We start from the raw sequence: 20,252 nt of genomic DNA on the forward strand, positions 1-20,252 counted from the left end.
TTATTCCTTCTTAAAGTTTAAATTGAAACAGTGCTGCAAAGATTCGCAACTGATTCACGATGTCTGGATGCGCTACGCAGTTCAAACGGTTCTGGTCTTCATCACGATACACTTCTAAGGTTTCAGCAAAGAGAGCGTAATTTTCAATCAAGCCTTTTGGGATCCAATCATTTGTTGCTAAGTCTAAAATAGACAAGCGCATAAGCTTTGGTGTGACCACTGGCTGAGATGGGTCTAACTGTGGCAACACATCATCATCAGCTAACTTATAGCGAGCATATTTATTGGTTACCATGGTACGCATCGAGTAACGTAAGTAGCCCAATGTTGCAGGCGTTGTGATGTCTAAATAACTTGGGTCTGGGTCACCGTAAATGTTTTCACGGTACATTGAGATTTCACGCTCAATCGCCACTTGACCACCCGGTGTGATGGTATAGGTTGCAATGCCATCTTTAAGTAGAAGGTTACGCTCGGTTAAATCCCAAGCCACTTCTTTTTTCGGTGGTAACAAACTTGGCAAGATTAACGTTTGCAACGGACGCGCTGGGTCAATCGCTAAGTTGTATGATGCAACACCTGCATAACTTGCAGCCCATTCCCATGTTGGGTTTGGTGCGGCATTGGTGCCCATGCAAGTAAATAAGAAGTCATTACGCGCTTGGCCGTAAGAACCTGACTCAGCGAACGTGCCACGAAAAGCGGTATAAGCAATGCCTTCAATCATTTTAAGTGGACCCCAACGCTCGACTAACTCATCACGTAAGTCGTTCATGCTTTGAGTGTCGTTGTATGGGTTTACTACGTGGTTGTACCATTCATCAGGAATAGCCGCGACAATCGCTGCCATGTCTGGTGTGCCTGCGCCACCTGTAAAAGCAGTCGTTGCTAATGCCACACCCGTTGGAAGCACTTCACCATCGTAGTAGTTATAACGAAGTTCTAAGTCATTACCCGTTACGCCTTTGTGCTTACAAGTAAATTCTACAATGTTTGTAGATGCGGCTTTTAAAGCTGCGGTGACTGGTAAGTTAGTTTGCGTGGTAACGGCTGCGATCACTGCGGTTGCAATGGCGGAATCTGCGTCACTGTCTTTCACTGCGACTTGAACCGATTGACCAGCAACTAACAAAGCAATCACGCCTGCTTTCGCATTGGCGGCGGTAATGGTTAGCTCTGCTTTTGCTTGTGCGCCTGCTACTAAATCAGCAACACCAAGAGCGTAAACATCGGTAGAGAAGTTTGCCTTACGCAGCTTTTTAAGCATTAGTGCCATCATCGAGCCTTTGCCGTATAGCTCGTCCCAACGGCTTTCGCTTGTTGTGATGCGCTCTAGGTTTAAAGGCGTTGCGCTTCCGCTTGATAATTGTTGACCAATCACCAGAATCTTTTGCGCTTGCGCAGGGGTTCCGCTTAATGCTTGGCTGTTATCGATATCGATATAAACCAGGGGCACGCGAATATCATTGGGGATAGTACCTAATGCCATTATTTGTCTCCTTTCTCTTCAGTTTTAGCCGGTGTATTTGATTGCTCGGTTTCTTCAACAACGACATCACCATCATTGATACGGCGAACCCAAAAAGCAGTGCGCTTTACTTTTTCGCCTTTCTTATCTAAGTGCGTTCCGTCTGGCTTACGAACGAGAACGGCTTCTTTTTTAGGTTTTACAGTAATAATCATGGTTGTGGATCCTGTGGTAATTGAATATCAGCTTCTAGCACTGGCGCACCGTCAGCAATTGGGGCTTTAAAATCAAACGTTAGGAATGGGGCTAGCTCATCGAGATCAATCTCTACATCGAGACGCCAATCTTGTGTCCAAGATACAGCCCAAATAGACACTCCTAACTCGTCAATTTTTCCGCTGTATAAGTTATCCGCTCTTACATCCAGTGCGGTTGAACTTGCTTTATATTGTAAGTGCCACCCTCGACTCATGATTGCTTTAGCGAGTTTTGCGGTTATCACTTCAGCACGTACATCTTTTGAATAACCCCACATGTCAGTCATGAACACGTAAGCTGCAAAGTTAATAGTGCCGATTAACTCACCGCCGAGGTTTTGCATCTTTGGAATTTTAATAGCCGCAACACGAATACCACCATCTTTGTTACCCATCCAACGCTTTACTTCTTCTGGCTTATCTAACCTTCCGATGTGACGCTCAACTTCTTGAACTTTGTCTACATCACGACTGCCACCTTCAAGCTTGGTTTTAAGATAAGTAACAATTTGCTCGCTGGCCCATACGGTAGAACCGAGCGTTTGTAAACTGGGTCTTGTTGTCATGCCATTACTTCCTTCCAAAAATCACCGATAACCGCAAAGACTTCGGTTTGGTTGTCGTTGCTTAGGCCAAGGTACTGACGTTGTACTATTTCCATTTGGCGACTGAAAGCAGCAACCGATTGATAAACAGGGAACGCCAAGGCTTTGCCAAATGCTTCAGTAATTAACCTTGTGTGTGCATCCACTTGAACCACACCTGAAAACCCGTCTTGATGAACACCTGCATAAGGCAATGGTGAACCAATTCGCACTTGGTTTTTCTCAACGATGTATTGGATTGAATCTAATAAATCGCCATCGCCTTGAAGTAGGGATTGATTGCCATGCCTGGTCTTTTCATAATCGCTTGACCATGCTTGCCATGCTGTGCCATCTGGCGCGGTTTTCTCATCCGCAATGCGTCTTCTTGTTTGGCTTTCAACGATGGCACCAAGACTATCGAGTAATTCTTCACCGTGCTTTGGGTCGGTTAGGGTTTCGACTAACCGTAGATAGCGCTCAAGCTCTTCTGTTCCAGTAACCTGAACGCTAATTCCCATTACAGAACGCCTCGCAATGTGTCTCTTGTGAATAATCGCTCGTTGGTTTGAACAAGCTCTACTTTACCTACGCTCCCTTCTTCGGGTGTGTCTACCGTTGGAAGGCCAAGTTCGCGCTTTCCATTGGCAATTTCACGAAGCGTGGTTAATGCCATTTCATAACGCTTTTCTACTAAGTCCGTGGCTTGTTGGTCACGGTCTGATAACCAGTAGAACGCGATAGTCATTGCTACTTTGTTTAACATGCCTGGCACGGTTGGAAGCGGAAGGACATATCGACGACCGATAAAAGAATCGATCTCTTCGTCTGCTTGCTCCAACGCCTGCTCAATTGCAGTGTCATTCAATTGGTCTGTGTCTCTATCAATAGCGACGTTCCAGAGCATTTGATTATCACGGTCTATTAAGTCTTGCTTGGTTGCGTAGATAGCCATGCTTATTCTCCAATCAAGGATTCAAGTTCTAGCACTTCAACTTTTAAGTGAGGCTCATCGTGTACTCTTTTCGCTTGTGATGGTGCCATAAACACCACAGGAAACGCGCTTTCAATACCAAGTCCACTTTGAGATAGCTCAGGGTTTTTAATGTCATCATCGCTGACAACAATAACCACTGTTTTCTCAGTACGAGAAAAATGAACACCGCTGCGCCAGAAGCCATTGTCTGAACGCGAGCTGACTTCCATAGCGCCAAGCACTTCGATAGCGGCTTCTCGATCAAGTAAGTCCAAAAGCCCATCATCGACTTGCTTATCCAGCTCGGTATTGCTTTTCGTAACAATTGTAATACCCACTTCAATTTCATCACCATTATCTTCTTTAACTACAAGGTCACTTGGTGGCGCGATTGGTGCTTGATAGTGACCCGTTAACGCTGCCAATCCCGACGCGGTTTGCTTCGGTTGGGCTTGCGCTGCTGTGATGGTATTACCATCGTCAACTGGCTTTGTGCTTGCACTAGCCGTTGATTTTGTTTCTTTAGGTTTCGCTGCTTTTTTCTTTTTAGATACTTCACTCACGTTAAGCTCCTTTTAAAGACAATATAAAGAGGGATTAATCAGGGTTTAACGCCCCAAAAGCTCATCATCACGCCTGCGGTTGATGGCAATCCATTTAATGGAGGAAATGAAACCAGTGACACTTGGCTGCTTGCATCGGTTGTATAGTGTCGCCATCTGAATTTTTGTCCTGCTGCTAATGAGACAGACACGGTAAAGTCATTAGGACGTTTTTCATTATCAAACTGAAAGCCAAGAGTGAGTGGTCGTAAACTTCCTTCAACTTGAACCCAAGAACCATCGACAAGAACCTCAGCAAACATGCCCCAATCAGACGATGCAAAGGGAGAGCTTTCACGTAATACCAACGCATTGATACTCGTCATGCCATTAAACTCAGTGACTGCCGTTACTTCGCCACTAACAAGATCAACCGTAATGTCTGGAGAAGCTATTTGGGTAACATTAAACAAAATCGTTTCTGGTGCATTATCAGCAGCTAGCGTTTGCTTTAATGGGTTTGCATCTTGAGTTAGATAACCCGCTCTCATTAAAAGAACAGAAGCTGGAGTCGGCGCGGCGCCTTGACTAATAATCGGTGGACCTTCAAAAAACATGGTTATCCCTCCGTGACGATAACGTCTCCCGTTGCGCTTGCTGTTCTTCCGTAAATGTTCTTCGCTACTGCTCGTGACCAACCAATGCCTTTTTCAAGCTTTAGTTGATGCCCCCATGTTTCGGCATTGTCTGGTGCTGCATCTTCAACTCGGTACTTAACCACGCTGCCTGCTTGGTTATCCATGTAGCCAACAGCCGCAGAAGAAATAAGAGTCCATGTATCTGGATTTAGATTCACTTTAATGGTCATGGTCTTGTTCCTTTAAGCATGGCGGCATTGCTACCGCCATGGCGTACTGGTTAAGCGATGAATGGTGACACAATCACTTCAACATCTTGGTAGTAGATATTGGTATCACCACCTTCAATGAGCATTCGTTCAATCAACTTCTTAGCGGCGGCACGGTTTGCGTAACCAACCACTAACGTTGTAGGGCGAACACCAAGCGGAACACCATCGGCACGCTTCATGCCACCAAGTTGTTTAACGGCCAGTTCGTAGTTCGCTTCGGTTAGCGCGGCTTTAGAACCAATCGCTAATTGAGGGAACGAGAAGCCAACTTCACAACGGCCATCTGTACCTGCTGCAAATTTGTTGTTAAACCAGGTGTATTCTTCTGTCGGATTCACGTTTTTAAACACGAACGGACGACGCTCTTGATACACAATCGGTTTTAGCGTTTGAGAGTTATCAATCAAGAACCAAGGTGAACCCGTATCTGTAGATGGGTCGCCAACTACGTTCGAGAACGTCGATGCAGGCGTAGTATCTAATGGGTGGTCGGTATCAAAGTAGTTTTGGCCGTCGTAACACAATGTTGTGAAGCCAGCGACTAGCAATGGATAAGCTAATTTGTCTGGGAACATGGTAACTTGATCACCAAAACGCTCGGCTAATACTGAGTACTGACCGATTTGGTCATCTTCAACATTTTCACGACTAATCGAGATAGAGCTTTCATACGTTTTATTTTCAATCGCATAACCGTGCTTACCAACATCCGCAAGCTGACGATCGCCGACCCATTCTTTAATCTCTGGTAAGTCTTTTAACCAACCATAAAAGTTTGCTGCACCAGCCGATGGTACTTTGGTTGCGATTTTGTCCCATTGTGGTTGCGCTCGTGAAACACCTTTCACAAACGCAGCATTCATAGATACAAATAGTGCTTCAATAACTTGATCTTCAGTCGCCATGATTACGCGTCCTTATTCTGTTCGTTGTAAGCCGCGATGCTTTCCTTTGATTTAAGGAATTCATCTTCGGTTAAATTCATCTTGCGGCATAACGCAAGCTCTTCTTTATCCAGCTTGCTGTTAGTAGCAAGGTTTGGTTTTTTTTCTTCTTTACCAGTGACGACGGCTGCTGCTGTTGCTACGAACGCAGAGAAGTTTTCTTTGCCACCTTCAGCACGACACATGCCAACAAACATGTCTTTGTTTGCAGGGGCTACTTTTCCGTCGGCAATCGCACTATCAACTAATGCTTCAATCTCTGCATCTTCAACTGCTTTTAATTTACCTTCGGCTGTTTCAGCACGGTTAAGCGCGATTGAATACGTATCTTTTGGAACGAACTTAGTTAAGTCTGGTTGCTGCGCACTGTTTAATGCGGTTTGCTTTTCTGACTTAATTGAGTTGATGGCGGTTAGCACTTCAGACGCAGTTGCTTCTGGTTTTAACGCAAGAGCTTCGATGATCTCTTTCGAAAACTTCATGTCTTCTTCCTCTCTTCGATTTAAGGCTGGAACATTAAGATTGGGTTGATTAGTTAGTCCTGAACTTTCAAGCGAATAAACATTGCCTGAACCATCGAAGTTAAAAGCAGGAGAATAAAATGCATATTTCTTCTCTTCTATTAACTCGTGGCCTTCACTGTTCCACTCAACCTTTCCCCAAATTTCGCCATCACGGTTTTGGAGTTGGGTAATCCAACCAACCGCAGGCGCTGGGTCGCCATTAGGCGCTTTAAGGTGAGTAGAGTGCTCAACATCAAAAGGCAGTTTTTGAGAAAACGCTGCAACGATTGAATCAGGGTTTGAATTATTCCAAGAGCGTTTATCAATACCAGAGAAATTCCCTGCAGGAATCATCGGAAGCCAAAGACCTTCTGGTGACGCTGTATTTGAAAGATTAAAACAAAGGGCTGTGTATGTTGTTTGAAACATTACTCACTCCAGAAATTGACCGTTACATAGCAACCTCCTTGTGGTTGATTGATATGTTTCTTGGTAGGAGTTCATAATGCACCGATGTGCGAAGTCATCGAGAATAACGTCGATTGATTAAAACAGTAGAGTTTGGGATTGGGTATTGCGAAGGGGAAGGCTTTATAGATTACAGATAAAAATCAGGTTAGCAAGCTGAAAGACAACCGCCAACCTAAATATATAATAAAACCGCGTTTAAACACCGTTTAAATTCAACTGAGCGCGTTTAAACTTTTTTTATCTCGTGATTATCTTAATTTCACTTTAAACGCCCTTATATAGCGTTTGACGCATTACCGTCTCTTTTTGAACTAGGTCTAGTGAAAGGGCTTTTTCACGCTCTTTACCGGGGTTGTAATTCCATCCGGGGTCGATACCTACGGGTAAAGTGGTTTCTTCTCCTGTTCTCTTGTTTACCCACTTCTTGGTTTTATCTGGTGGTGCAGTGGTCGTTACTTTTTTATCCTGGACAAGTTTCTCTGCTTCAAACTTTGATACCTGTCTTATCCAACAATTACAGCCCCATCCATTCGGCGGCATGTGGTTGAGCCAAAACTCATCACCCACTGGCAGCAATAAGCCGTTCCACTTTACGTGCTCTGGCCTGTGCTCAAGTGATGGTCCTAGTTGATAAAGCAAATAGGGCATGGCGCGTTTGGTTCGTTCTATTCGCTCCCATTGTCCGGCGGCTCTTGCTGTTCTCATGTTGGTTTTGTAAATGGTTTTTATACGACCTTCACTGCCTAGTTGAACTATCTTTGTTTCTTTGGTGGTTGGGTCATCCATTTCTTGAATGCCCCACCAACCGGATTTTACTAGCAGTGGTTTTAGTATGTCGCGAAACTGGGTAAAGGTTTGGCCTTGTTCTATGGCTTCATCTATTAACCCTTTCACTTCGACAAGCAAATCAGCATTGAGCATTTTAGCTACGGTGAAGGCGTTGGCGTGTTCTTCTTCCCACACGTCACGGTAATCAAAAGAAGGTTTTATGCCTTTTTTCTTAAACCATGCCAATGCTTCTTTTGAGATCACGCTTGGGCTAGACATCTTTCGCGTCTCCCAAGGCTCTTGCTTTAAACATGTATTCTGTCATCGATGCGACGAACGCTTCTGCACCTAGCTCTTCTTGAAGCTGCGGTAACTTGGCATTGAACACTTCAAAGGTATCGACTGAATTTGCCAATGCTAGAATTGGGTTCATGAAGTCTTCGGCGGTTTCTACCCAATCGCCCATGGCTTCGTTTGTCATGTCTTCAATTTCTTTATCTACCGTTTGGCTTACTTGGTTTATAGCAAGGCGACGGTTTAACCCTACGGTTGTTGTTGGCGCTTGAAGTTGGTTAACGGGGTGAAGCACTCGTTCGTCATCTTCTGCTGTTTTTAGTCCGAACTTATTTAAGATTGAATCTTCTGTTACACGAACGCCGCGATCAATGGCTGGTGCTAGTGCTTCCATGAACAACTTTAAATCTTCTGGCTCATCGATTTTAATGCGTACTTTCGGGTAATGATCTTGCACGCCCCAATTAAGAATAATGTAAGGCTTAACTAGGTATTCATTGACGCATGACTCAAGCTGCTTGGCATCCCACTTTGCAATATCTAAACGTACTTCGTTGTGTACGGTGGCTTGCGAGTTAGAGCTTCCGTTGTCGGCTGTCATGGTTTGACCTAGTACGGCCTTACTTGTTTGCTCATCACACCATCGCGCCATGTTTTCAAACAGGGTGTTCCCGCCATTTCCTTTTGCGGTTTCAATCAATTCTAGCTTCATTGATTCAGGGATAACCGCGCCTGCATCACTGGCAATGCGACCAATGGCATTGACTAGGGTGTTGATGTCTTCTGAACTTGCGTTTGCGCCATATTTACCCACACGAATAGGAATGCCAAACACTTCGGCAAATGCCCACCAATCACGAATGGTGAATGACTTTAGCATGTACATCACGGCCACTAATCGCGCTAGGCCATTACGCCACACGCTACCAGATTTAGAACGCGGTGTATGAACCATGAACTTGTAAGGCTCTAGTGGCTCGCCACTTGGTGCGTCATTACTGATAAGCAATATTTGCGACAAGGTTTCTTGGTCTTGACGTAGGTAACGTGGGTCTACCCATTTGTAGTCTTTTGGCTTCCATGGTGATTTCTTTGTGTCCCATAGAATTTGTACTACGGCTAAGCCTTTGCCTAAGCCATCGAGCAAATCAAAAAGAAGCTCGGGGATTTGGTCATTGTCTACGACTTCACGAACGCGCTCGGCCATTAGCATGTCGGCTTCATCTTCACTGTGCGGCTCAACACTTGGTTGGATAGCGGCAACGGCTAATTTACGTGTGCGAAGTTGGGCGGCGTAATGAAGATCACGTTCTTCCATTTCTTCGGCTAGTGTCATGAATGCTTCGGGGTCATTACCATCAATCACTGAGCGAAGTAATCCGGCTAAACGCTGAGGGGTAACAGTAGAAGCCACGCTTGCAGGGCGTGGGTTTCTTACACTGGTGGTATAGGCTTTGGCAATGTCTTCAGACAGTAGTTCTTTGTCTGCTTTTATTGGGTTGCCTTTTGCGTCTAAAATTCCGGTCATAGTCTAATTCCTTTACCGCGCAAGTCTTGATGCGGCATATCGTCAAATCGATTGTTTTCTTCTGCTGACCCATAAAAGGATCGCGTGGTTTCATCACCTGCGGCTTTAATGGTGTGCAATCCGTAACGGGTGATATCAGCCTTTGAGGCTAAGTAAGCAAACCAAATAGCGACGGCACTATCGCCGTGGCGTTTGTTTCCGTTTTCGCCTTTGGTTCGGCTTGAATCAATACTTGGCACTCCGGCCTTGATTTGTATTTGACCCAAATCGGTAATGACGTCTTCATGCTTTGGTAATAGCAGCTCGTCATCTTCAAAGGCGGCTTTAAACGATGGCATATTTTCGCGGTAGTAAGACACGGACAACATGACCTCTACCACTTCTTCACCGTATCTGTATTTTGCTTGCTCGGCTAAGTATTGGCCGTTACCACGTGCATCGAGATAAATACCATCACGGCGCGGCAGTTGATCACATATATAGTAGAGAGCTTGTTCTTGCTGTTTGAACGGCACGTTACGAAGCTCTAATAAAAATGGGACTTTTCGCGTTGTGTTGTTATGAACCGCGATTGGTGCGTAAACGGTTAAGTCTCCAGTACGTGCGAAATCTTCCCCGAGTGAATGGCGAAGTTTAGGATCCAACTTATCAAGCTCTGGCTGAACGTGTTCATCTAGCCATTCTTTCATCTCGGCTTCACGAATGTGCTCTTTGGCTTGGTTAAATTCGGTTGTTCCTGTAAAGGCTAAGACTGGCGCATCAGCTAATCGTGCTGCTCGTTCACGTAAGCCACGACTGATATAAGCACCGCCGCCGTTCTTTGGTATACATTGATATTCTTCTAATGCATCTTCTTCTGTTGCGGTGTCTTTGAGAAGATTACTCTTCCATTCATCTTCTTTCTCTTGAGACCACTTTTTCTTAGTGACCTGACAGATACGCTTAAACAAGCCATCACGACATGCATCATCAAGGGTGATGGTGTGAATAGAATAACGTTTTTTACCTGCTCTGCTGTCCTGAATAAGCTGATTAAATAGATTATCAATCCCATTGTGAGTACTGATTAATCGAACCTTTGAGCCCCACATGGTTAATGCAAGGGCGGCTTTTAGTACTTCGGCTAATCGCTCATGGAATGCAGCCTCATCAATAATAACCGTGCCTTGCATACCACGAAGATTTGATGGGTTACTTGATAAGGCTTGAACTTTAAATCCAGAACTGAAGTAAATTACAAAGGTTAGAATGTCTTTATCTTCATCTAGCTTGTTTTCTTCTTGAATCTCTCCAGCGGCTTTATTGAATACCTTAGCCCACAAAGCTACGGCATCAATAAACTCTCGCGCCATTTCTTTATTTGAACCAACATAAAAAACATTCGAGCCGCCTTCACCTTTTGCGGTTCCTGCGGTTACTGACGATTCTGCTGCTTCAGCAAAAGTTAAACCTGTACGTCGGCTTTTCTCTGCAATCTTTAATGGCGAATCATCAGCTATCCATCGCTTTTGATAATCAAGCAATAGATCACTTTCATTAAATGATTTTAAAATACCACTTGTAACGCCATTAAGATTATTCATTGATTGGACCTATACCAAAGAACTCTTGTTTTATCTCTGCAACCGTATCCGCTGTCCATCCTGAAGCTTTGGCAACTTTATCTACTTTGCTTTCCATTTCTTTTGCATAGGCTTTTCGGACTTCTTGCTCAACTTTATGAGACACCATTGATGATTGCTCGATACGTTGAATAACCAAGGCTAATTGTGCTAATGCCTTTGGTGGGATTGGCTCTTGCTTCTCTTCTGATTGCTCCATCATGTGCGATGATGTTTCAAACGCCATAGTACGAACGAACTCTTGCAGTAACTTACCCAACTCTGAGGTGGGCGCATCACCAAGCTTTGCTGTCCAGACTTCGGCCACTTCACGAGCCTGACGAATACGTGCCCCCATGTTTTCCATTTTCTTGGCGTAGCGGTTGAAGCTTGAACGGCTTGGTTTGGCATCTTCGCCTAGTCCAGCCTCATCAATCATTTCATGCACAGCGGCGAGTATGTCTTTTTGCTGCATACTTCCAGAGCGAATAAGCACGTTTAGTTGCTGCTTTATCTCTTCTGGTAAGAGTGAGATTTTAGACTTTCGGTTTGCAGGGGCGGTAATCGACATTGGTTGCTCCTATGCTCGTGGGCGTTTTACGCCAGGGACAACGGCTTGACCTGTCGCTACATCTTCACCACGGCTGGTTAACTTGGCTATCATGCAACCTGCCAGTTCTCGCGTGGACACTAACTCTTGCTCTTCTAACCAACTAAGGCGAGTGCGAACCGTATCGCGGCTAATGTTATGGCCGTAACAATCAAGGCATGAATCAATGATGGATTCATTCGCTTCGTAAGATGGCATCTCAAGCAATGATCGCAAAATGACCAAGTGCTGGTCTTCTTTTAACAGTTCTTTAAAGCTCATTTGAACCTCGTTTATTTATCTTGTTTTAGCTGTTGCTCTAGTAGCAACTGTGCCAAATGGTTAATTGGTTTTATTTCGGCTTTGAGTTCTCGCAGCTCTCCGCGAGTTTCTGAAAGCTCTAGCCTTAAATTTTGCACGTCCTGATGAGAAGGGAGGTGCTTCATTTGCTCGGTTAAATCTGCCACGTTCTTACTCACCTTATCTAGTTCCTCACGACGAGCGTAAGTTTTGGATAAAAGGACAAGAATAAGCAGAACTAGATTCAGAGCTACCGCATAAATTACTGTCCACCATTCTCTCAGTAGTTCCATTTACGATTCCTGTTTTGACTGGCACGGAACACAACGCACTGCATTAGGGTTTGCGTTAAGGCGTTCTTGTGAAATGAGATTGCCGCACGTTAAGCAATAGCGTCCGTGTTCATCTTCATCTGGTGTTTCTTTAATTCGGTTTTCTTGCTGACGCTTTAGGCTGTTGCTTTGGAAGCGTTCATCATTTTCTTGAGCTCTATCAAATTGGTCTGTCATGATGCTATTCCTGCTGTTTTTTCACGGTGACGTAAACCAAGGTAAGCAGCGCAAGGTGTCATTAATAAACCTGCTACTGCCATGTCTGCGCCTAATCCATGTGAGAAGGCATTGGCAACTGACATTGAGATAACGTAAATAGCGGTTGCGATAAAACTCAAAAAGGCGATGCGTGGACGCGCTCGACGAACAACGGGATCACTTGCTTTGTCGCCTTGGCGAATAGTGGCTTGCGCTTGTTCGTGCTCGGCTTGTGCATCTTGTGCAGCGACTTCTAAACGGCGCGTGTTTTCTTTTTCAAGCGCTATCTTTAATTCGTCAAGTTGAGCAAGGGATTCTGGTGGTAACTTGCCTAGCTCGTTCATTATCAGATTTTCTTTATCTGATTGGTCGGTTAGCTTGTCGGCTATCTCGACAATACCTGCTACTTTGTCGGCGGTTTCTGAGCCACCAAATAAACTAGATACGCCACGTATTACCGTTGGCCCTAGCTTTACCGCCAGTGAGGCGACGGTTGCCATTAATGACAGTGACATTGTCTTAGACTCCTAAGTTTTGATAATCGATCCCCTTGGGTTTGAATTGGTACGTCCTTTTGACAATGGACTCGAATATCAACAGGGGTTACTCGGTTCCACGCTTTTGAGAAATAACTTTGCAGCGTGGCATCGTGACTGAATAAAGGGGGCGTTGTTGGGACTGGCTCGCCTGTGGTTGCAAAGCGTAACTCTGCTTCTAAGCGCATTTCACGCCCTTTTGTTTTTGAGTAGTCCCAATTCGCGCCCATGGTTATGCCTTGCGAATAATTAATTTTGCAGGCTTGTGGTCGATGTAGTTCATCAACTCAAGAAGTGCATCACGAGAGCTTAATACTGCCCACTCGTTATCGACCACACCAAAATCTAGACCTGGTGCAATACAACCTTGAAGCTGTGATGGTTTGTTTGCGGCATGGATTAAGCAGTGTGTACGAAGTGATGGACCGTAAATAGTGACACCAAGTGATGGTGCTGATAGCGCTAAACATTTGCCAAAGCGTGGTGAATCGTGCGGTGTTACATCATAAACACCTTCAGGAATGCACGAGATATTAGGCGTGTTATTAGCCCATTCACGCTCGACGGTTTTTAACATTGGGTTGCCGTTCTCAGCGCAAAGGATGGAGAACGTGCCATGAGGGAAATAGTTTCTGTGGAGTGTTAGGGTTTTCATTGCACAACCTATAAATGATAACTTTTATAGATTGTGCTTTATGTTAGGAGGGGGGAGGAATTAACCTGTATTGATACTAGCTGTTGGTTTTCCAGTCGTCTTTGTTCTTTTCTGCTTTGGTTCTATCTGGTGTTCTTACTTGTATGTATAAAGGGGATTTAAACGCAATGTAAATTAGGAAAACCAGTTGCAGTACTGGGATGCATATTAAACACACCTTACCGAAATTATCAACCTTAAAGCCTAATTGCTCCGCTATTTTTATCAGTGGTACGCCATGTATTAGTGAGATAGTGAGTATTGCTAGTAGTTCGTAAGTGGTCATGTTAGTTCCTTAATCTAGTTTTTTTTGTCGTTCGTCATACGCTGGATTTATTGTTGAAATAGATGCTGATTGTTCATCATCATAAAGATAAATTTGGGTATCTAAAGGACAAGATGCATCCATGTCTATTTTATCTATATTGATATTACCTTCAAAGTTCCCAGTAAGCGCCAAGCCATGCTTTTTACATACTTCCTTCACATCAGATAGGAACGCTTCTACTTGCTCCATGGTTAGCTCTTCACTTTGTTCAGCAACTTGAAGCCCTGTCTCTTTCATTCCTGAATATAAAGCCTCTGAGTTATTTTCAGCAGCGATGATCGCTCTTGTGTTCTTCATTTTAATTATTGGTTTAATTTCACTAATTAGTAAGCGCTCATCAGAACAACCTACAAGCTTTCCAAGTTTATAATGTAGTAACATCATCTTTCTCCTTAAAACAAATTAGGTTGGCGGCGTTTAATTTCTCTTGCTCGCATCATCTTTACGATTCGATAAACATGGTTTTCGCTCATGTCGTATTTTCTTGTTAGCTCTCGAACGTTGTCGCCTTTGAAATCGTTCCATACGCTAAACTTTAAGATCATGTTACTGAGTGCTTCGCCGCGTGGTAGATAGAATTGCATCCCACCGAAGGTTTTGCAAATAGAATTTAATTGGGTAATGGCAAGTGACTTATCAATGCCTGCGTTTTCTAAGTCGGAAGTTAGCAGGTCGTATAGTTGGCGCATGTCTTCTGGCCATCTTACTTTCTCTTCTTCATCGACCATGTTGTCAATTTCTTCTGCTGTGATTTCTGCAAATCCAAACAGGTCTTGATTGTGCTCTGCACTTTGGGTTGCTGGTTTCATGCTTACCTCCAAATAAAAAAACCACCCGTTTGATTGGGTGGTTTTATTTTACCTTGAGGTGTTGGTGGCTGGCATGGTTTTAGCCGAACATTGTCATTAGTGCTCTAAAGCCTAATGTGTAAATGACGCTTATCATGCAAAGGAACCCGAGGACGACTAAGCCGATAAAGATAAAGAAGAGTGCTTTTAGTATGTTCATTTAGTTCACCTTGTTTTCATCAAATGCATCCATCCAACTTTGAACTTCCATGTCTAATTCTTTTTGCTGTTCTGGTGTTAACTTGGTAATTAGAAAACAACGAAGACCTTCAATAAATGCGAAGTTAGCATTCTCTGATTCAATAGCTTTCATTGCTCGTTCTCGCCATTCTTTTGTTACTAGCACTTTTTTCATTTAGTTCACCGATTCCTTAAACGTATTTTTCGCCACACATAGGGCAATAACTCATTTCTAAATTAGTCTGTTCCTTTGTTTTATTTTTGTGTTTAGTGCCGTCATTTTTTGTTTTGAAGTATTCATATTCAATACCAAGCAGTACATCATTACCTTTATCATCAAATTTAAAAACTCTATTTTTAAAGTTAATAGTGAATGTAGATTTATCAGCTGAACAAGGAAGTTTAGCTATAACTTTTTCTTTTAGAACTTCTAGTGTTTCATTAATACAATTACACATGGTGTTTATCCTAATTAGATTCTTTATTTTGCAAATAACCATCTTCAAAATGTTCTTTCAACAAGTCATAACCTGCTGGGCCTGTGCAATCGTTGTTTGATGGAATGCGTCCACCTTGTTTTAAAATGGCTTCACTCATTAATCGGTAATGCCATTTCTTTAATGCTTCTAATACGTTGTAGGCTTGGGTGCTGTTTAACCATGCGGCTTTTGCTACGCCTTTACCATTGCTGTTATTTGTCATTCGCTTTACGTAAGCATCTAATGCTGTTTCTGAGCGGTTTCTTACGAAGCCATGCTTGAACATGGTTATCCATATTGCTCTGATTTTTAGCGTTTCGGCTGCTCTTACCTTGTGAGAGCTTGGCGGTGACAACTTGCTTGTTTTACTTTGCTTTGGCTTAAAGCCTTTGCGCTTCATTTCTGTGACGACTTTTGATAGTGCGAAATCACTTAACCCTTTGCAGCTTCTTTGGCCTGTGATGCGCTCTAATAAATCACGGTAGATATCGTCGTCCATGTTCAAGTCTCGCTTTGCGATCTGAACTAGTTTGAGGTTATTGGACATAATCCCTCCTTATGCATGACTCGCTCTTGATTTGGTTTTGCTTTCGCTTTGGCACGCTTTGCACCACGCTTGCAATCCATCAGTTTGATTGCTGCTGCATAGGCTCCAGAAGAGGGTGTCTTGAGGCCAGTATTCGTGGCAATTGGGACAGTACTTTTCTAACCCTAACAGCGTATCTATTCTTGATTTACCATTTGCGAGTCTGCGTTTTAATATTCCAGCCTTCATTAATGGTGTGTATTCGCCAAACATAAAGACCTCCTTTAGCTTGTGGCTGCTCATCAGTACCTAGAAACCACTCTAGGCAGACAACTAAGGCGCGAACCTTAGTTGTTTCGCTTTATTGTTTTGGACTCCAATTCATTTCTTTTAGCTTTTTGGCTATTGGACTTTTATCTCCGAATGGGTCTTGTCCAACCTTGATCATTCTTTCTGCTTGCTCGATGTACCATGCGCTGTTGTCTTGCTGTACTGGTGTCTCTGGCTCTTTGTTGTTTTTGCGTCTCTCTGGGCTTACGTTGTTTTTTACTGCGACGGTTTGGTAAACCGATTTTAAGTAGTTGTGATTGGCTAATGGCTTTTGGTCATTAAACTGCAATCGCTTTTCTCTTAGTTTGTTTACGCATTCAACTAGGGCCGAAGCAAGAACATGATCTGCTATGTATTCATCAACCACTTCTTTGAGTAATCGTAATGCTCTGGTGTTTGATAAATCGGATTTTGCTGGGCGGAACAGGCCAAGGTAGTTAAGCAATGGTCGCGCTACAAAATCGGGTACGGTTGCTATTGTTGCCAGTAGTTCTCTGCCTGCATCATCTTGAATTAGTGCGTCTAGATGAATGTTTGAGTGGCAGCATGGGCAGCGTGTTAGTTTCATTATTCGTCCTCCATGCAATCGGCTTTTAATAACTCGATGCCTTCTAGCTTTTTGAACTGACGACAGAGAACGGATGCTTTGGAGAAGTACGGAAGTAGGTATTCATACTTTTCATAAAGGTCTGGAACAATCTTCAACACTCTTCTTTTCCCATATTGTGCAACCAACTTTTTAGCTTTGGCTGGTGAATAAAGGTGGCGTGACTTTGTGCAACAAACTTGTTTGATGATTGACGGCTTATCTTCTGTTTTATCTTGAAGCCAAGCACCTTTCATTACGTCATCAATGTAAATAGCAAGACACGTTTTTGATTCACCATCACGTACACGGGCTACTGCTACTTCATAGCCTTGGTAACTGAATTTCACATTCACGAACATGTGCGACATTTGTTCTTCTAGCTTTTTCCACATTTCTTTACTGATTGATTTACTCATTACTACTAACCTCTGTAATTTTAACTTCACACCCAAAAAGCTCACTTGACGTTTTAAAAACAATCCCTTCTTCCTTTGCTTTTGGAATCACTTCTAATTCATAAAAAACCATAAGTTTCATAATTTCTTTTTTTGTTATCCCGCAAGAAATAGCCATTGCTAAACTTTCAAAACCGGATTCTTCAACTAAAGAATCAATAATGTTTTTTAATTCAGAGCACGCTTTATTAAATTCAAATTGTGATAAGTATTCACTCACATTGCTTCTCCATTAGTTCGTCAAACTCTTCTCTTACGTTTGAGCCTTGTCTGGTTAGGATGAACTGCATTGCTGCGATGTAACCTTCTTCAAAGCTGCTGTCTGGGAAGGCGGTGCCATCTTCATCTATCAGCACTTGTGCCATTTCTATTTCTCGCTCTATGGCACTGAATGAGTGAGCGGTGGTGAATGAGCGTTGCAGTTCGTTACCCATGTTGCTCTCCTCTTGCGAAGCGTGAGTTGCAGAACTCGGCACGTGCAATTGACCATCTTAGGTTTTTGCTTGCAGTGTTTAGCGAGGCTTGCCACCATGCGTCTTTTGCTATTCCGTATAAACCTTGACGCTCTGCGCGAGCTGCCATGTTTGCGTGGTGCTTGTAGGTGCAGGTTTCTTTTTTCATGTCCATTTCCTTTCTTTTTGGTACACCGTGACGATGCTGTGGTTTTTGATAATGAAGTAAGCGTGTTGGCATTCGAGTATTCGTTTTGGTTGAAAGCCTTGTTCGCGTTTCATTATTCTTCGCAGTTGGCGCTTGGTTGGGCGGTGGGATGTTTCCACCGCCGTTTTTAATTGCTGCTCACTGCGTCCTGTTCGCTCTTGCCATCGCTGCATTGCGTGGTAAGAAACCCTGATTTGTCCGTATCGGGTTTGGATGAGCATTTACACCTCGCTATAGCTTGCTTACGTCTAATGAGATTTGGTTGTACTTGCCGTTTAAATCGCGTTTATACACTCTTAGATATGCACAGGTTCCTGTTACTTGGATTGAATCGGCGATGGCTTCCATTGCTTCTATCCAATCGGCATCATCAATATTTAACTGACGAAGGCTAAGCACTTGGTTTACGTCGATGTGTCCTTGCTTGCTTACGCGGAACGCATGATCAACTAGTGATTTGATTTGGTCGCTTGACCCTTCTGACCATCGCATGATGCATTCATCAATTTTCGCTTTGGCTGCTTGGATGCGCTCATCAAAAACACGATGCTCTCCGACTGAGCGTTGAACTTTGTACAGGCCATCAAAAGAGATAAGCGTTACGTTGCCTTTTGTTCCGCCGTAGTTAACGCCGTATTCTTCTGCGCTTAGGTCTACGAAATCGGCTACTTCTGACATTGCTGATTGCTTAAACTCTGAAACAGTTGCTTGAACTTTTAATGCTTTTTCTACGATGCTGTTAACGACATCATCACGCAGCTTGTCGATTTCTTTGATTTGCGTTTCTGGTACTAGGTGACCTAGTGCGTTGTTACGGTAACCTTGCGGTGGATAGATTGAAGTTTTCATGTATTATTCCTTGATGATTGAAAAAGTGTAAGAGCCGTTTTCGTCAGTAACTTTAACTTCATTAAAGTCTTCTTTTTCTAGCTCTGAGATTGCTTTTAGTAGCGTGTTCAAATTGTCTTGAGCGCTTTCCAATTTCTTCTCAAGCGTTTCTTTTTGTTGGTCTAAAACGCTCATATAAACTTTCTTACTAATTACGGTTGTATTTTTCATGATGTTTCTCTCTTAATTTAAAATCGGTGTTGGCTTAATAAAAATGTCTTTCAACGTTAGTGCGAATTGGAACATTGCTTCTTTGGTTTCGTCTGTTTTCCAGTTGACAATGCATCCTTTGTATCTGGTGGTTCTTATTAATTTCTGCTCGTTTTGATGCGCACTTTTAATCAATGAACTTTGCATCATCAGCTCGCCGCTTGGGTTTGAGATGGTGATGACTGGGCGATTGAAATTAAGGTTGATGGTTTCAACTTCTATTTCTCTTCGCTCTAGCAGCTCAATGACGTTCTTGGCTGCACGACGCTTTTCATTCATCGGTGTCATTGGTTTATTCCTTACTCGTTCGTCTCTAATTCTTGGAAAGCGGCACGTAATGTTTTGTCCGTAATGGTTGAACCATTGGCAAACATTGCGGCCAGTTTTAGTGTCTTACTTAGTAGTCGCAAACCACCTGGGCGCTCACTAATGTTGATCATTGTTTTACGCTCAGCTTCTTGATGAATTCCCCATGCTTCAGCAATGGCTTTTACATCAGCTTGTTTTGTTTTATGGATGCCACGTTTCTTTGCAATGCGTGAGAACAAGCGTGCAAAATCTTCGTTACGACGGCCGCCCGTTAGCTGCGTATACACTTTGTTGTTACCGACAAGAACCATTCCTATTCCTGTCTCTTCTTGCATGATGCGAAGCTCTTCTAGTGTTGGGTAATCTAGGTGATCTGCTTCGTCGATTACGACCAACCCTTCTGAGCCTTGAAGACGATTTCTGATCACTCGTGAAAGCTGTCCTTTGCGACGTGGCGCGTCGTCCATTCCTAGTTCCATTGCTAGTTCATAAAGACACTCGGTTAAACTTGAGCGACTAGGGCTAGCTGTAATGTGCCAAACGTTGTTGTTGGTACGTTTGTATTCACGAATTGCTTCTGATTTACCAACCCCTGAAGCACCATAGATAACGACGATAGATTCACTGATTTGTGCATACGTCATGTCGTTGATAATTTGCTTTGCTGTAGTTGTCATAACAAAGCCTGGGTTAGTGATTGGTGCGTTGTTTTTTTGCTCACGAAGCGTTAGCCATTTCGCCATTTTTTCAATGATTTTTGTGGTGTCCGCTTTGTAGCTTCCTTTCAAAATTTGGCTAATAGTTGCAGGAGAAACACTCATCTCTTTTGCAAGCTGTGAAGCACTGACTTCTTTGCTATCTAAGATGGTGCGAATGCGCATTAGTGTGTCTACACTTTTTGATTCTTGCGCTTGTGAAATCGCTGTTACGTTTGTCATTTTTTATACTCCATTTA

Annotated in this window: 36 protein-coding genes and 1 other RNA gene; all 37 read right to left on the reverse strand. The window is 43.4% G+C overall.

Annotated elements, in window-relative coordinates:
• Window positions 1–10: 10 nt before the first annotated feature.
• Window positions 11–1,489 (reverse strand): phage tail sheath subtilisin-like domain-containing protein, encoded by a 1,479-nt coding sequence (locus PVK71_RS19100; protein WP_274420835.1) that lies wholly within the window; start codon window positions 1,487–1,489, stop codon window positions 11–13.
• On the reverse strand, window positions 1,489–1,683 hold the full coding sequence (locus PVK71_RS19105; RefSeq protein ID WP_274420837.1) for a DUF2635 domain-containing protein: 195 nt from the start codon (window positions 1,681–1,683) through the stop codon (window positions 1,489–1,491). The genes PVK71_RS19100 and PVK71_RS19105 overlap by 1 nt, the downstream gene beginning before the upstream one ends.
• Window positions 1,680–2,291 carry a hypothetical protein gene (locus PVK71_RS19110; protein WP_274420839.1) on the reverse strand — a complete coding sequence of 204 codons (612 nt, stop codon included), beginning with the start codon at window positions 2,289–2,291 and terminating at the stop codon, window positions 1,680–1,682. Before PVK71_RS19110 ends, PVK71_RS19105 begins: the two co-directional genes overlap by 4 nt.
• Entirely contained in the window at window positions 2,288–2,830 is a 543-nt protein-coding gene (locus tag PVK71_RS19115) for a phage virion morphogenesis protein (protein ID WP_274420841.1), read from the reverse strand. Before PVK71_RS19115 ends, PVK71_RS19110 begins: the two co-directional genes overlap by 4 nt.
• Window positions 2,830–3,264: a gp436 family protein gene (locus tag PVK71_RS19120; protein WP_274420843.1), complete on the reverse strand. Its 435-nt coding sequence runs from the start codon at window positions 3,262–3,264 to the stop codon at window positions 2,830–2,832. Before PVK71_RS19120 ends, PVK71_RS19115 begins: the two co-directional genes overlap by 1 nt.
• 2 nt (window positions 3,265–3,266) lie before the next feature.
• Window positions 3,267–3,848: a hypothetical protein gene (locus PVK71_RS19125; RefSeq protein ID WP_274420845.1), complete on the reverse strand. Its 582-nt coding sequence runs from the start codon at window positions 3,846–3,848 to the stop codon at window positions 3,267–3,269.
• Between the two features lie 38 nt (window positions 3,849–3,886).
• Window positions 3,887–4,444 (reverse strand): hypothetical protein, encoded by a 558-nt coding sequence (locus tag PVK71_RS19130; RefSeq protein WP_274420847.1) that lies wholly within the window; start codon window positions 4,442–4,444, stop codon window positions 3,887–3,889.
• A 2-nt stretch (window positions 4,445–4,446) separates the two neighbouring features.
• Window positions 4,447–4,695, reverse strand: a complete 249-nt coding sequence (locus PVK71_RS19135; RefSeq protein WP_274420848.1) for a hypothetical protein — start codon at window positions 4,693–4,695, stop codon at window positions 4,447–4,449.
• Window positions 4,696–4,745: 50 nt separating this feature from the next.
• Window positions 4,746–5,642 carry a Mu-like prophage major head subunit gpT family protein gene (locus PVK71_RS19140; RefSeq protein ID WP_274420850.1) on the reverse strand — a complete coding sequence of 299 codons (897 nt, stop codon included), beginning with the start codon at window positions 5,640–5,642 and terminating at the stop codon, window positions 4,746–4,748.
• Window positions 5,643–5,644: 2 nt separating this feature from the next.
• Window positions 5,645–6,613, reverse strand: coding sequence for a phage protease (locus PVK71_RS19145; RefSeq protein WP_274420852.1), 969 nt, complete (start codon window positions 6,611–6,613; stop codon window positions 5,645–5,647).
• A 306-nt stretch (window positions 6,614–6,919) separates the two neighbouring features.
• A complete protein-coding gene (locus PVK71_RS19150) occupies window positions 6,920–7,702 on the reverse strand; it encodes a phage head morphogenesis protein (protein ID WP_274420854.1) in 783 nt (260 codons plus the stop codon).
• Window positions 7,695–9,245 (reverse strand): DUF935 domain-containing protein, encoded by a 1,551-nt coding sequence (locus PVK71_RS19155; protein ID WP_274420856.1) that lies wholly within the window; start codon window positions 9,243–9,245, stop codon window positions 7,695–7,697. Before PVK71_RS19155 ends, PVK71_RS19150 begins: the two co-directional genes overlap by 8 nt.
• Window positions 9,242–10,828 (reverse strand): terminase large subunit domain-containing protein, encoded by a 1,587-nt coding sequence (locus PVK71_RS19160; protein ID WP_274420858.1) that lies wholly within the window; start codon window positions 10,826–10,828, stop codon window positions 9,242–9,244. The genes PVK71_RS19155 and PVK71_RS19160 overlap by 4 nt, the downstream gene beginning before the upstream one ends.
• Window positions 10,821–11,417, reverse strand: coding sequence for a DUF3486 family protein (locus tag PVK71_RS19165; protein WP_443111737.1), 597 nt, complete (start codon window positions 11,415–11,417; stop codon window positions 10,821–10,823). The genes PVK71_RS19160 and PVK71_RS19165 overlap by 8 nt, the downstream gene beginning before the upstream one ends.
• Before the next feature lie 9 nt (window positions 11,418–11,426).
• Complete coding sequence (locus PVK71_RS19170; protein WP_274420861.1) at window positions 11,427–11,717, reverse strand: VpaChn25_0724 family phage protein; 291 nt, start codon at window positions 11,715–11,717, stop codon at window positions 11,427–11,429.
• Between the two features lie 11 nt (window positions 11,718–11,728).
• On the reverse strand, window positions 11,729–12,028 hold the full coding sequence (locus tag PVK71_RS19175) for a DUF2730 family protein (RefSeq protein WP_274420862.1): 300 nt from the start codon (window positions 12,026–12,028) through the stop codon (window positions 11,729–11,731).
• Window positions 12,029–12,244, reverse strand: a complete 216-nt coding sequence (locus tag PVK71_RS19180) for a TraR/DksA C4-type zinc finger protein (protein ID WP_274420864.1) — start codon at window positions 12,242–12,244, stop codon at window positions 12,029–12,031.
• Entirely contained in the window at window positions 12,241–12,780 is a 540-nt protein-coding gene (locus PVK71_RS19185; protein ID WP_274420866.1) for a hypothetical protein, read from the reverse strand. The genes PVK71_RS19180 and PVK71_RS19185 overlap by 4 nt, the downstream gene beginning before the upstream one ends.
• Window positions 12,765–13,031, reverse strand: coding sequence for a hypothetical protein (locus tag PVK71_RS19190; RefSeq protein WP_274420867.1), 267 nt, complete (start codon window positions 13,029–13,031; stop codon window positions 12,765–12,767). Before PVK71_RS19190 ends, PVK71_RS19185 begins: the two co-directional genes overlap by 16 nt.
• A 2-nt stretch (window positions 13,032–13,033) precedes the next feature.
• The gene (locus PVK71_RS19195; protein WP_274420868.1) at window positions 13,034–13,456 is read right to left on the reverse strand and encodes a DUF5675 family protein; all 423 of its coding nucleotides are present in this window, start codon (window positions 13,454–13,456) and stop codon (window positions 13,034–13,036) included.
• A 76-nt stretch (window positions 13,457–13,532) separates the two neighbouring features.
• Window positions 13,533–13,781, reverse strand: coding sequence for a hypothetical protein (locus PVK71_RS19200; protein WP_274420869.1), 249 nt, complete (start codon window positions 13,779–13,781; stop codon window positions 13,533–13,535).
• A 9-nt stretch (window positions 13,782–13,790) separates the two neighbouring features.
• A complete protein-coding gene (locus tag PVK71_RS19205) occupies window positions 13,791–14,207 on the reverse strand; it encodes a hypothetical protein (RefSeq protein WP_274420870.1) in 417 nt (138 codons plus the stop codon).
• Window positions 14,208–14,215: 8 nt separating this feature from the next.
• On the reverse strand, window positions 14,216–14,632 hold the full coding sequence (locus PVK71_RS19210; RefSeq protein WP_274420873.1) for a Mor transcription activator family protein: 417 nt from the start codon (window positions 14,630–14,632) through the stop codon (window positions 14,216–14,218).
• A gap of 199 nt (window positions 14,633–14,831) precedes the next feature.
• Complete coding sequence (locus PVK71_RS19215; RefSeq protein WP_274420875.1) at window positions 14,832–15,026, reverse strand: hypothetical protein; 195 nt, start codon at window positions 15,024–15,026, stop codon at window positions 14,832–14,834.
• A gap of 16 nt (window positions 15,027–15,042) precedes the next feature.
• Window positions 15,043–15,309: a hypothetical protein gene (locus PVK71_RS19220; protein WP_274420876.1), complete on the reverse strand. Its 267-nt coding sequence runs from the start codon at window positions 15,307–15,309 to the stop codon at window positions 15,043–15,045.
• A gap of 10 nt (window positions 15,310–15,319) precedes the next feature.
• Window positions 15,320–15,877 (reverse strand): gp16 family protein, encoded by a 558-nt coding sequence (locus tag PVK71_RS19225; RefSeq protein ID WP_274420878.1) that lies wholly within the window; start codon window positions 15,875–15,877, stop codon window positions 15,320–15,322.
• A 268-nt stretch (window positions 15,878–16,145) separates the two neighbouring features.
• Window positions 16,146–16,218: hammerhead ribozyme type II (locus PVK71_RS19230), an RNA gene on the reverse strand.
• Window positions 16,218–16,754: a hypothetical protein gene (locus tag PVK71_RS19235; protein WP_274420880.1), complete on the reverse strand. Its 537-nt coding sequence runs from the start codon at window positions 16,752–16,754 to the stop codon at window positions 16,218–16,220. Before PVK71_RS19235 ends, PVK71_RS19230 begins: the two co-directional genes overlap by 1 nt.
• Window positions 16,754–17,191, reverse strand: coding sequence for a hypothetical protein (locus PVK71_RS19240; RefSeq protein WP_274420882.1), 438 nt, complete (start codon window positions 17,189–17,191; stop codon window positions 16,754–16,756). The genes PVK71_RS19235 and PVK71_RS19240 overlap by 1 nt, the downstream gene beginning before the upstream one ends.
• Entirely contained in the window at window positions 17,184–17,450 is a 267-nt protein-coding gene (locus PVK71_RS19245; RefSeq protein WP_274420884.1) for a hypothetical protein, read from the reverse strand. The genes PVK71_RS19240 and PVK71_RS19245 overlap by 8 nt, the downstream gene beginning before the upstream one ends.
• Window positions 17,443–17,664 (reverse strand): hypothetical protein, encoded by a 222-nt coding sequence (locus tag PVK71_RS19250; protein ID WP_274420886.1) that lies wholly within the window; start codon window positions 17,662–17,664, stop codon window positions 17,443–17,445. The genes PVK71_RS19245 and PVK71_RS19250 overlap by 8 nt, the downstream gene beginning before the upstream one ends.
• Window positions 17,657–17,851, reverse strand: coding sequence for an ANR family transcriptional regulator (locus tag PVK71_RS19255; protein ID WP_274420887.1), 195 nt, complete (start codon window positions 17,849–17,851; stop codon window positions 17,657–17,659). The genes PVK71_RS19250 and PVK71_RS19255 overlap by 8 nt, the downstream gene beginning before the upstream one ends.
• Window positions 17,848–18,111: a hypothetical protein gene (locus tag PVK71_RS19260; protein ID WP_274421897.1), complete on the reverse strand. Its 264-nt coding sequence runs from the start codon at window positions 18,109–18,111 to the stop codon at window positions 17,848–17,850. Before PVK71_RS19260 ends, PVK71_RS19255 begins: the two co-directional genes overlap by 4 nt.
• A gap of 10 nt (window positions 18,112–18,121) precedes the next feature.
• Window positions 18,122–18,739, reverse strand: a complete 618-nt coding sequence (locus PVK71_RS19265; protein WP_274420889.1) for a DUF3164 family protein — start codon at window positions 18,737–18,739, stop codon at window positions 18,122–18,124.
• A 3-nt stretch (window positions 18,740–18,742) separates the two neighbouring features.
• On the reverse strand, window positions 18,743–18,949 hold the full coding sequence (locus tag PVK71_RS19270) for a hypothetical protein (protein ID WP_274420890.1): 207 nt from the start codon (window positions 18,947–18,949) through the stop codon (window positions 18,743–18,745).
• A 12-nt stretch (window positions 18,950–18,961) separates the two neighbouring features.
• Complete coding sequence (locus tag PVK71_RS19275; RefSeq protein WP_274420891.1) at window positions 18,962–19,276, reverse strand: hypothetical protein; 315 nt, start codon at window positions 19,274–19,276, stop codon at window positions 18,962–18,964.
• 11 nt (window positions 19,277–19,287) lie between these two features.
• On the reverse strand, window positions 19,288–20,235 hold the full coding sequence (locus PVK71_RS19280; protein WP_274420892.1) for an AAA family ATPase: 948 nt from the start codon (window positions 20,233–20,235) through the stop codon (window positions 19,288–19,290).
• Window positions 20,236–20,252 lie beyond the last annotated feature (17 nt).

The sequence above is a fragment of the Aliivibrio sp. S4MY1 genome, from assembly GCF_028765545.1.
Classification (GTDB): Bacteria; Pseudomonadota; Gammaproteobacteria; order Enterobacterales; family Vibrionaceae; genus Aliivibrio.